At 66.9% G+C, this 11,754-nt stretch carries 6 protein-coding genes; all 6 read right to left on the reverse strand.

Annotation, left to right across the window (positions count from 1 at the left end):
- Nucleotide 1: 1 nt before the first annotated feature.
- The 6 genes from E4O86_RS00485 to E4O86_RS00510 all read right to left on the reverse strand — a co-directional run bounded on the left by E4O86_RS00485 (nt 2) and on the right by E4O86_RS00510 (nt 11,599).
- Nucleotides 2–5,647 carry a DEAD/DEAH box helicase gene (locus E4O86_RS00485; protein WP_161138550.1) on the reverse strand — a complete coding sequence of 1,882 codons (5,646 nt, stop codon included), beginning with the start codon at nt 5,645–5,647 and terminating at the stop codon, nt 2–4.
- Nucleotides 5,644–6,516: a hypothetical protein gene (locus E4O86_RS00490; RefSeq protein WP_161138551.1), complete on the reverse strand. Its 873-nt coding sequence runs from the start codon at nt 6,514–6,516 to the stop codon at nt 5,644–5,646. Before E4O86_RS00490 ends, E4O86_RS00485 begins: the two co-directional genes overlap by 4 nt.
- Nucleotides 6,513–8,720: a hypothetical protein gene (locus tag E4O86_RS00495; protein ID WP_161138552.1), complete on the reverse strand. Its 2,208-nt coding sequence runs from the start codon at nt 8,718–8,720 to the stop codon at nt 6,513–6,515. Before E4O86_RS00495 ends, E4O86_RS00490 begins: the two co-directional genes overlap by 4 nt.
- A 7-nt stretch (nt 8,721–8,727) precedes the next feature.
- On the reverse strand, nt 8,728–9,906 hold the full coding sequence (locus tag E4O86_RS00500; protein ID WP_205520539.1) for a DNA cytosine methyltransferase: 1,179 nt from the start codon (nt 9,904–9,906) through the stop codon (nt 8,728–8,730).
- A gap of 464 nt (nt 9,907–10,370) precedes the next feature.
- On the reverse strand, nt 10,371–11,249 hold the full coding sequence (locus E4O86_RS00505; protein WP_161138553.1) for an ImmA/IrrE family metallo-endopeptidase: 879 nt from the start codon (nt 11,247–11,249) through the stop codon (nt 10,371–10,373).
- Entirely contained in the window at nt 11,246–11,599 is a 354-nt protein-coding gene (locus tag E4O86_RS00510) for a helix-turn-helix domain-containing protein (RefSeq protein ID WP_161138554.1), read from the reverse strand. Before E4O86_RS00510 ends, E4O86_RS00505 begins: the two co-directional genes overlap by 4 nt.
- Nucleotides 11,600–11,754 lie beyond the last annotated feature (155 nt).

An 11,754-nucleotide genomic window follows, 5' to 3' on the forward strand; every position in this document is an offset into this window, starting at 1 on the left:
GCTAGACCGGCCGCCGCAAAGCCTCGAAAACAGAAATGAAGCTTCGCTGCGGATCGACCCTGAGACCGTGGTTTCGCTCGGCATCATCCCAGGCGGACGCGAGTTCAGGACCCACCGCGGTTCTGTCGGTGAGCCACAGCGGGTGGGTGATGATGACCGCCTCTCTGCCGTCTGTCAGGGCAGGCAGGCTGCCGAACAGCGTGCGGCTGAAGCCCGGCCGCGCCGCCTCGAGCGTGACAGCCGCAAGATCCGCAACGCGGCTCCATCTTGGGGACGATAGCAGGAGCGGAACGGACGGATCGAGCGCGAGCTGCGCCATGTCGATCGCGAGCCGCCAGTCGAGCAGATTATGGTAGGCGAGGTTGCTGTAGCTGCGCAGACAGTCGGGACAGGATGTGTCGCAGACGTCCGCGTGAGAGTGGGCAGCCAGCCGGTCATGAAATTCGCGCGGCGTCGGCTGCGCGATCATCTCCAGCAGTTCCTGCATGGCTGCCGGTGTGCCGAGGTGGGTGGCGTAGCCTGCGCCATTCTCGAGCGTGTCGGAGAGGAAGACCTGGCCGACAACAGTGCCGAGCGCGGGGTCTTCCTGGCTGCGGATGCCCGCCTTCAGCTCATAGTCCTGGATATCGAGATAGACGGCCGCAGCGCGGCGCAGCATGAAGGCCAGCGAATAGAGCGCCGCCCGCCCCTGCGGTGTCCGGGGATCGGCGCCACGCCCAGGGCCATAGTCGCGGATGCCCAGCAGCATCATGTCGGTTTCGGTGATCGCTGCTAGCGCGCAAGGCACCACGGGAGCAGTCGGCGGGAGCGGCGGCGCCGGCCGCCGTCCGACCGATGCAGCCCACTTCTCCTCTGCGGCATTGGCCGCGGCGACGTCGATCATCGCCTCGCTGCCGAAGCGGCGCTCCTGTGAAAAACGGAAAAGCCTGCCGGCATTGTCATTGACGACGTGAAGCCGTCCCTGGCCAGCGCCGACATCGAAATTCAGGTGCGGCGTGATGGGAAAGGCTGGCCTGCCGACCTTCGGCCGCGCGGCACGAGGGACGAAATCGAACACACCATCATAGTCGCGCGCCTTGGTGAAATAGCTGACGAAGCCTTTTGGCTGGCGCAGGTCCATCGGGTGGTAGTCGCGTTCGTCCGGCCCCGTCGGTGATGCGCAGACTGGACAGGCTGGGACGTCGGGGGTCACCGTCTCGACATGCTGGCAGTTGCCGCAAAGTCCGATGCGGACCGATGGACCGAGCGGGTTGCTGTCTTCGACAGCGCGAGGTCCCTGGGGCCGATAGTGCGCGACGCCGATGGCGGTGTGGATAGTCCGCTCCTTCACGGTCTCGGCGCCGGGGGCGAACATGCTGACCGCGAGTTCGAGATCGCGGTCGACGACCTGGCGGGGCGGCCAGTTCGCGGGCTGCTTGTGGTAGAGCAGGCGTGCACGGGTCGGGAACCCGAACATCGGAAGGATGCCGCGATTGGCGAGCCGCTCGCTCAGGCCGATCTGGATAAGGCTCTGATCCTGGGTCGCAGCCGTGATTTCGGGCACGAGCCTGGTGGTGATCCAGCCGATCGCGGCCGTCCGCTGGGCGGCGTCGTCGGCGAGACGCGTGCCGACCAGGAGCGCATCGCAGGTGCCTGCGATGGCAGCATGATGCCGGCCGATCCATTCCTGGATGATGTCGGCGACGGTCGTGCCCGTATAGCCGGCAGGCGGATTGGGCGGCGGCTGAGTCCACGCGTCGGCCGTGCCGAACTCGCCATGCACGCTGTCTCCTGCCGTGCCCGGGAATAGACTGAGCTCGGAGAAGACCCTGCGCAGCACTTCCTTCGCAAAAACACGCAGGAGGATCTGCGGCCTGTTGGTATCGACATATGGCGGAGGCGGTGGATCGGCCGTGATCCGCTCGGGCCGCTGGAAATAATAGTCGTCGTGACTGCGGCCGCGGCAAAGCGTCAGCGCCAGTGAAAGCGGTGCGCCGCGGCGTCCTGCGCGTCCGACGCGCTGCTGGTAGTTGAAGCGCATCGGCGGCATGTTGGCCATCATCACGGCAAGCAGCGATCCGATGTCGACGCCGGCCTCCATGGTGGTGGTCACGCTTAGCAGGTCAATATTGTCGGTGAGCGGCACTTCAGCACCGACCGTGATGTTCTGGAAGAGGCGCTGGCGGTCGCGTGCCAGCAGCTTGTCCGTCTGGCCGGTGAGCTCGGCGCAATTGAGCCGGAAGATGGGGCCGGCGCTCACAGCCAGCCAGCGGTAGTAGTCGGCCTCCTGGCCGGCGTCATCGATCCCGATGCGCAGCGGCGTGCCGAGCCGGTTGTGGCAGCCGCTGCAGATTCCGCCGCTTGCATGCAGATGGATGCGCGAACAGCGGCCGCATTCATAATAGGTCTCGCCGGCATCGGCGGCGAACAGGCCGCGGAAGAGCAGCAGCCCCTGATCGAACACGCCCGCCGATGTCAGGAGATCGGTGACGTCGCGCTCGAAGTCGGCCGGAACGAGCCCATTCAAGGCGGCGACGGCTTCGAGATAATCGCGCGCATATTTCGGGAGGCGCGGGTCATCGACGGTCGCGCGATGAGTGTCGATGCGGCGCCGCTTGCCGAGCATGCGGATGCAGCTGTCTGCGGCTTCGCGGATGACTGCGGAAGTGCCGACGGGCCGCATGCGGTCGAACGTGACATAGCCGAGCTTCAGGGATTCGAGGTCGCGCCGGCCGCCGGAGAACAGCGTCTCGGCGACGGCTTCGCGTGCCGCAACCTGGATGCGCGTGCGGTGTGCCTGCTCCTCGCCTGAAAGCGCCGGCCTGTAGTCCGGCGGAGAGCGGGTCCAGTCGAAAAGCCGCTGCCATTCGCCCTGGTGCTCGTCGAGGTCAGTCCACATGACGCTGCGGTCGACACCGCCGGGGTTCATGCCGGTGGTGAGCAGGCGGCGTGCGGCCTCCTCCTCGAGGTCGGTGACGCGCGAGAGCCCTGCACGGGCCCGCGCAAGAACCTGGGCCGCGAGCTGCTCCATCGTCAGGCCGCCGACTGCCGACGGCAAGGTGCGCAAAGTCGGGTGCTGCGCCGAGTGGATGGCTTGTGCTTCCGTCTGCCGCGAAACGGCGAACCGCCCGGCGAGCGTGGTTTCTTCAGGATTCAGGGCGGCACCCTGGACCTGCCGCTCGAAGAGAAGCACCGCGCGCGTGCTCTCGGTCATGCCATCGACCAGCGCCTGGCGCAGCCCGTCGAGCCAGTGGGACTTGGCGACGCCGACGGCGAGCTTGGCAGCGTCCTGCCGGCTGTCGGAAAAGAGGACGAGCTTGCGGCGCACATCTTCCGGCGGCGGACCGGCAGCCGGCTGCGGTGGTGCGATCTCGCGCAGCAGTGAATCGGAGAGCACTTGCGCGACCTTCTGGAAGCCGGTGCGCTGCGTGCGGATGGGCGCGGAGCTGGCCATTCCGCTCCAGTTGGCTTCGCACTGGGGGCAAACCGATGGACGCTCGTTGCGGGCGCTCGGGACGGCCGCACGCGGCGGCACGGGATTCTGGTGAAGATCGGCGACATGGTAGATCCAGCCCGTCGCGTCGGTGCTCCGCCGCGCAACCTGGATCTCGCCTGTGCGGTGGTCGAAGACGGCCATGCGCCACCTGCGCGTGACGCCCTCCTGGACCCAGCTGTCCCGCTGCGGCTGCCGGAGCGTGCCGTCCGGCAGCCGCGCGGGCCAGTAGATGGCGTAGTTGTCGTAGTCGCGATCGTTGGCCGAATGGTCTGGTGCCTTTTCGATGTTGGGATCGTCGGGGACCAGCGACCAGACATTCTGCTGCAGCGTGCGGCGGTAGCCGCCCAGAAAGATGTCGCCGCAGGGCTCGCAGTAGAGCATCTCGAGGACGCGCGATCCGCATGCGCAGGTGGTCGTCGGGCGGTCGAAGAGCCGGCCGACCGGAATGGCAGCGTCGGTCCAGGACGCCTCGCTGCATTGCGGATTGCTGCACGCCCAGACGCCCTGGACATTTCGGAAGAAAAGATGGACACGGATCGGCAGTAGCGGCGCGGCACTTGGCGATTGCGCGGGCGCCATGGCTGCGACGAGCCCCGTCGCGGCCGCCGTCGCATCCTCCCGCGCGTCATCGGGAAAGAGCGTGGCGCCGAGCGCGCCGATGGTCCGGGGTACGACCGTTGGATTCTCGTCCGTGCCGCCATTGCATGCGGCTCGCACGGCATCCGGCACGCCGGCGTCCGCCAGCACGGTGCCCAGCTGCTGCGCTTCGGGCAGGCTGGCGTCGGGCGCCGGCAGGCCGGCTGCGGCCGCGAACGCACTGGCCGCAGCTGAGAGACTGGTCCCGCCGCCATTGGCGATCTGATGTCCAAGGTCCGTAAGCGGAGCGGCGAGGTGGCGCAGACGGTTCGCCGCACCGGGAGACAGCGGGAGCGCACCGCCTCTGATCAGGTCGAACGGGCGCGACCGGCCGAAAAATTGCTGCAGATAGTCCTGCGCCCGGGCTTCGTCTTCGCCGAGCGATGCGCTGGAGGCCAGGATGCGCAGTTGCGGATGATCGGGATCGAGGCCGAGACGGTCGTAGAGGACGCGAAGGATGTAGCCAACCTCGGTCCCCGGCGTGCCGCGATAGGTATGCAGCTCGTCGATCACGAGATGGAAGATGTTGGCGGGATCTGCCTCTAGCCATTGGCGGGTCTGGTCGAAGATGGGAACTTCGACGTCCCGCATCAGCATGATGTTCAGCATGCTGTAGTTGGTGATGAGGACGTCAGGCGGTGCATCCTGCATATCCCAGCGGCTCCACGCCTCGCCGCCATCGAAGCGGGGGAAGAAGCGCTCGGCGTCGGTTCCGGCGACGCGCGCGGCCATGCTGCTCAGCCGCTGCAGTTCGGTGCGCAGCTCGCCTTCCGCGCCATCGCGGTCCGGCCGTCCCGAAACCGGTGTCCAGCCCGTATAGCGCCCGAACCAGAAGCGGTTGCCCGGGCGGTTTGCGCCGAGCCAGGCGCGCACCTGATCGCCGTCGAGGGCCAGGCGCAGTCTCGCCATCTGGTCTTCGGCGAGTGCGTTGAGCGGATAGAGAACGAGCGCGCGCATGGCCGGCAGCCGGCCTCCCTGCTCGTGCGCACGCTGGGAGATCCGCGGATGGTAGCGCCGGTTTCCAGAGCCCAGGGGCGGCGGCATGGTCCACCAGTCGTTGCGCGGCGCTGGAGCAAGCGCGGGCCAGGAGGCGGATTCTCTGATGAGTGCGGCAAGGACGGGGAGATAGATGGATTCGGTCTTGCCCGATCCTGTGCCGGTGAGGATGACCGAGTCAGCGCCGCGCAGGACGCTCGAACGCAGCATCTCCACCTGATGTGCGTACAGCTCGATCGGAACGGCGCCGCGCGGCAGGTACAGGCCCCGTTCGGCAATGCCTGCGAGGTCGCCTACGGCTGCGGCTGTCCAGCCCGCAGCCGCTCCAAGTACGCTCGTCACAGCGGAGCGCACGTCATGGCCGCTGCCGGCGTATGGCGGCTGCGGCTCTACAAGCGGCTCGCGATAGAGTACGCCGTCGCGGTCGAGCAGCTGCCGGCGGGATCGGACCAATTCGTCAAAGCGCAGGTCGAAGGGGCTGTCGAAATAGCGCAGATATGCGCCTTTCAGGTTCTGAAAGGTCAGGATTGGATCGCTCATGCGTGTTTCAGCCCCGTAATGGCCAGCGTCAGCCTCAAGATTTCTGGAGGGACGCCGGCAAAGGAGATCCGCCGGCTCGCAGCATCGTACCTCGGAAGAAAGCCGGTGCAGAGGGCAAGAGCCCGCGCGATGGGCGCAGGTGGATAGAGCTGACCGGGCAGATCGAGCGTGCCCGTGCTGGCCGTCCAGGAGGCAGCCTTGAGCTTTGCGGCAGCGGCGAGCCGGCCCGCGCGGTCATCGATATAGGCGCATTCGGAGACGTCCGTCTTAAGCAGGCTCACCCAGTCCCAATCGCGCTTGATGCGGAAGAAGCCGGACCGGGCAGCGGTCGCCTCTGGGAGGGTGGAGTCGATCCAGCCGATCCGCGACCGGGAGAAGCGGCGCACGGTCTCGACGCGTCCGGCCACCATCGGACAGGGCGTGCGCGGCCAGTCCCGGATGGCCGGTGTGCAGGCGAGCAGCGTTAGCGCCGCGTCGTGCTGCAGCGGAATGCCGGCGGCAGACGCAGTGGCGGCGAGCTCGCTGTTTGAACCGGCAATCACGCGTATCACCGAAGGCCGCGCGGCCGCGGCCTGCGTGTCGAGCTGTACGCCAGCGCTTGCACATGCGCTGGCCAGCGATGCGAGAACGCCGGGAGTCCGGGCGCCGCACAGCACCGCAGAGGCGCCGCCGTCTGGCCTTTCCGGCAGCGTCGCGAGGACGGGCGGCGCAATCTTCCAGTTCGCGCCGGGCAGCAGTTCGATATGCCCGAGCGTGGCCAGGTCATCCACGGTGCGGCGGATCGCGCCCGCATCGACGAGGTCGGAGGCGATGTCGCCGACCCGGCCGGACCGGCGGAAGGACATCCATTCGAGCAGGCGGTCGGTCATGGGCGCGGCCTCCTGTTCCTGAGCCGGCGGGCGCGCTCCTTGGCCTTCCGCCAGGCATCCTCGCCGGGTGCATCGGCCTGGACGAGAGGCAGGCGCCGTGCGGCTGCGCTCCGCACAATCGCGACCCATTCCGCGTCGTGCCGCCGGGATGGGCTCTGCGCGGGCGCGAGGCCGAGCCAGACGACGCGGCCTTGCGACCGGCGGGGACCGGTCGCCGAAAGCAGGAATGCGGGCGGTTCGGCCACGAGGCCGACCGAGACCGCAGCATCGGCGCGCCGGCGGAGCGGCGTTGCGCCTGCTCTGGCACCAAGAGCGACGAGTGTTGGCTGGGTCTCGGCGGCGAATACTATTTCGTCGGCCGGCCCCCGGATGCGCGCACCGCAGATTCTCGCTCGGGCCCAAGGCTCCCCCGCGCCATTGAAGAATCGCTGGGGATGGGCATCCCAGAAGTCCCAGCCTCCGGACAGCCAGGGATCGGCGGCAATCTCGTAGGAGACAGAAGGCCCGGGGACGATGTCGACCATGTGCTGGCCGGGCCTGTCCCATCCAGGCGCAGTCCAGGCGCCGTCGGACGAGAGCTCCGCCGGCATGCCGCCAATCGTGACTGACGCAACGCCCGGCGCTGGCGTGATGATGATGCGCGGAGGATGGCCGGCGGCGTAGACACGGGCGCGGACCGCGAGGCCTCCATTAAAACTGATCTCCAGCCCCTCACCTGGGTCCATCGTCCGGAACCCTGAGGGCAGCGGCGGCGCAGCGGCGTGGACTGGGGTGTAGCCCGACAGCACGAGCCAGCCGTCGGGGATGCCCTGCCAATGCTCGTGAGTCTGGAGTTCGGGGGAGCCCGTCGCAGCCGCAGCCAGGCGGACGGCCTCTGCATCGCTGGACCGGCAGATCAGCGTATGCGCGGTGCTCGCCCTTGCCGCGCTTGTTGAGATCAGCTCGGGTTCGTTCGGATCTTGCGCGAAGATATGGACCTGCCGCGCGCTGCGGAGCCATTGGAATCCGTCGGCGCTCGTGAGACGCAGCTCCCCCTCGAGGAGCTCGCTCGTCCACGGCAGGTCCAGATCGTCGTAGCGCTGCTCGTCATAGGCTTCGACCGCATCGCCGCCGGCTTCGAGAACCGTTACGCGTGCTGGAAAGCCATCCGGACGTGTCAGTACAACGGATAGCCGCGCTACGCGGCGGATCGGATGGAGCGACAGACGCAGCCTGGCTTCGGCCGGTGGACGGGCAGAGAGTCCCGGAGTGGGCGCGACTGTCTGCGACAGCGCGGCGGCCGTGACCGCCCGGCGTTTTCCTCTGCGGTCGCGATGGACAGTGGGCTGCCTGGGCCGGATCGCTGGGCCGGCGGGAGCTTCCGGCGCAGGGGGGAGAGCTGGATCGGGACCGGGTTCCGGCTCCACCTCCACGGTGTCCTCGGGCCTGGCCTCGTCCGCTGACGGTGATAGCAAGCCAGCCGTATCGGCGTCTGGCTCTGCGCAGGGCAACGTCTGCTGGTGAGCGTCAGGCTGATCCCCGATGCCTTCTTGTGGCGCGTCGTCCTGACCGTCCGCTTCGGCCGGATCGGCGTCGCCAGGCGCGTCGGGTATGCCGGATGAAGGCGGTAGCGGCTCCGCACCATCCTGATGCGCAGTGACGCTGGCCTCTTGCGCGACGGTGCCACCGGTCGCAGTTTCTGCGGCCTGACTTGCTGTCTCCAGAACCGGCGCGCCACTGTCAGCCGGCTGCAGGATTGGCTCGGGACCGTTCGGCTCGTCGCCATCGTGCGGCGATACTGGCCCCGCTTCGTCCTTGGCCGGCGGGGGCGGTGGCGGTGGGATGGGAAGGCTAGGCCCGGGCGGCTGGGATGCTACTTCCGGCGCGTCGCTTTGCGCCGGCGCCTCGTCCTCACCCGGAGCTTCGGTCGGGTGGGCGGCTGCGGCCGGGCCAGCGAGCGCGGGTCCTGCGGGGATAGCTGCCGAGGCTCCAGCCGGACTGTCCAGCGCCGTCTTAACAGAGGGGCCCGGGCGCAGGCTCCCGCTGTCCACGTCGGGATCGCTGCGAGTCACCTCGGGGGCGGAGACCCGCAACGTGGCGGCAGCCGTGCGGGGCACCGTCTCGAAGCTACTGGTCCGCGAACGCCGCCGCCACTCCCAAAGACCGGCCATGATGGCCAGTGCGGCGATCAGCCCGGCGACAGCGAGAAAGCCTGTTCCCTCCATGGCGGCGCTATCCGCTTGCCTTGCGGGGTATCTGGTCCAGCAGGCCTGAAACGGCACGCGCGACCGCCCGTCCCATGAGCGGGGGAACCGCGTTGCCGACCTGCTTTAGCTGCTGCCACTCGCTGCCGTAGAAGACGAAACCGTCGTGGAACGACTGAAGCCGCGCCGCTTCGCGGACCGTGATCCAGCGGTCATGTGTCGGATGGATCCACTCGGACAGGTCCCGATGCATCTGCGCGAGGATGGTGTAGGAAGGCTTCTCAGGATCCAGGCGGCGCCATTTGTGCCCGCGCGTGCCGTTCCACAGCGCGGTCGGAAGGGAATCCCCGCGGGCGCCAGGACGAATGGCGGCGATGATCTTCTTGCGGCGGGCTTCGATGCCTTTCGTATGGTGGTTGTGAAGCGCGTCTTCGGCCAGACCCGTCCGCTTTCGCTCAGAGGTCAGCAGCTCATGGTCCCAGTCCAGACGCATGAGCTTCTGGAAGTCGGAGTAGCGCCCGCCGGGCTTTTTTGGATAGGGGAGCGGCGCATTGTCGTCCGACACGGTTTTGGGAAGATCGGACAGCGCTTCGCGGACCGTGACGATCGTGTCGGACTTCTCCCGCTCGACCAGCGCTTTGATGGCTTCTTCGAAACTCCCGGCGAACGGCAGCCTGTCACGGATTCCGAAGATGAAGACGCGGCGCCGGTGCTGCGGAACCCCGAAGTCTGAGGCGATGGCCGGCAGGATCGCCGTTCGCGAATATCCTGCTTCCCGGAATGCATCGAGGATTCGCGCTTTGAAGTGGCCATTCTTCATGGCCACCATGTTCGGGACGTTCTCCATCACGAAGGCGCGAGGCCGAAGAAGCCGGACAACGCGGACGAATTCTTCGTAGAGGCGGTTCCGGGGGTCGGCGAGATTGCGCGGACCAATCTGGCTGAAGCCCTGGCAAGGCGGCCCGCCATAAACCACGTCGATCTTGCGGGCAGTCAACTCGCGCAGGCTTGGCACGCCAGGCTGCTCATCCTCCAGAAAGCGGGCGATATCGCCCTTGAACAGTGCGACTTCGGAGAAATTGGCAGCATGGGTTAGGCACGCCTGCGCATCCGACTCGACGGCACAAACGACATCCCATCCTGCGAGGCGCACGCCCTCGCAGAATCCGCCTGCACCGCTGAAGAGCGACACGGCCGTCAGAGTCATGTTAAGCTGCCTGCCGGCATCGGATGTTGCCGCTGCCACCACTGCTTCGGTATCGTGGAAATTCGATATGCCCCATAGTCCCCCCCGTCACGGCTGCGGTTCGATCCACGTCCCGCAGATTCCCTCATATTGAGCGCGCGTGGACCCAGACGCACCAAACGCCGGCAGAGTCGGCGCATTTTCCGAGGCGATGAATCCCGTGTGTGGCGGCCCTAGGCGCTCGTTTCGCGAACAGTATAGGCGAAAGAAGTTTATGTTCTCTAGCCCACACGCTACAGTAGCGCCAGCGGTCTGAATCGGCTTTGCAAGCCTAGTCCTGCTGGATCGCAGGGCAGCGAGAGCGCCCCGTTCCGGTGCCGCTCCAGCAAGCTGGAGCCCTCTTGATGCGCGCCTTGCACGCGCGCCGTCTCGGGCGTCCATACTCCGTGCGTTCCAATGGTGAAGCGCCGAGTGCGACCCCTTCGTCATCGAAACCGCGGAGTCCATCGCTCGACGAGATCGTCCTCGTCTTCTTCATCGTCGCCTTCCTCTTCGCGGCTGATCGCGCCAGAGGAAAGGACGGTCAGGACCTTGCCGTATCCGCCAAGGCCGACCGACTCCTCGGAGACGGACGCCTTCGTGGTTCCGCCCAGCCAGTCGCGTACGTCCGCCTCGTCGGCCACAGTTGCGCCGGCGCGCACCTGGTCCGGGTCATCCGCGAGCCGCGCGGTGACCGTGCCGATGGGAAGCTTCGTTCCTTTTCTCAGCCATGAGAGTTTCGGCAGGGTCTTCATCGCGTCCGACATGAAGCAATAGTCGATGACGCCGCCGGTGCTGACGATGATCGCGACGGCGGCGCGGGTCAGTTCGGCATAGCGGATCGCGGTCGCGGTGCGCGAGGTGACGCAGCGGGCGGCAAGGGCATCCACGGCGGCGAGGCCCGGCTCGTAATTTTCCATCTCCATGCGGAAGGGCGTTTCAGGCATAAGCAGGCCGGCGGCGAAGTGATCCGCCTCCAGCTCATAAGGGTCTGCCGTGACGAAGCCGGCGCGCGAGACATGCACGCCCGTCTTCAGAAGCTGGTCGATATGGCCTTCGAGGAAATAATGCCCCAGCTCGTGGCTCACGCTGAAACGCTGAAAGCCTTCGTTGGGGATATGCGTTGCGTAGACGATGCCGAAGCTGTTGCCATGGCGCAGCAACATGCCCGATACGCCGTCATGCGCTTCGGGCTTGCCCTCGACCGTGATGTCGCGCCCGGCAGCGAGGGCGAACGGATCGACCGGCAGGCTCGTGATACCCTCCTCTCTAAGCAAGGCCTCGGCGCCGCGCCGCGCGATCATGAGGCGGAACGGCCGGCTCATGATCCCTTGTCCTTCTTGCTGCGCTCCGCGAGCATCTTCAGGAAGTCTTTCGCGATCTCCCGGTCGTTGCCGCTCAGTTTCGCCACGTCGCGGAACAGAGGATCGCCGGCCTCGGCAAGTTCGGGGTCATCGACGCGGCCCAGCAGGTAGTCCGTGGTAATCTCCAGCGCGATGGCGAGCTTGCGCAGTGAGTCGAAGGACGGCTTGCGCGTGCCGGCCTCGAAATGAGCGACCGTGGTTGCGGGCATTTTCGCGCGTTCCGCCAGTTGCTCTTGTTTGTAGCCCCTCATCTCGCGCGCCTCCCGCAGGCGCTGGCGGAAAATGTCCGAGGGGGATGGCTCTTCGTTCATGTCGTCTCCGGCAAGTGCGACTTGACGGGTTTTTTCCCCGTTCTATATAATGCGAGTCAAGTTTCTCATGTCGCCCCCGACATGTGCAAGCAAAACCCTCACCGGCCGGGCGACTGGCCGCGGCAGCGCCAAGGAGCGACGCCATGAACGAGCAT

This window comes from Propylenella binzhouense (genome assembly GCF_009866965.1).
Classification (GTDB): Bacteria; Pseudomonadota; Alphaproteobacteria; order Rhizobiales; family Afifellaceae; genus Propylenella; species Propylenella binzhouense.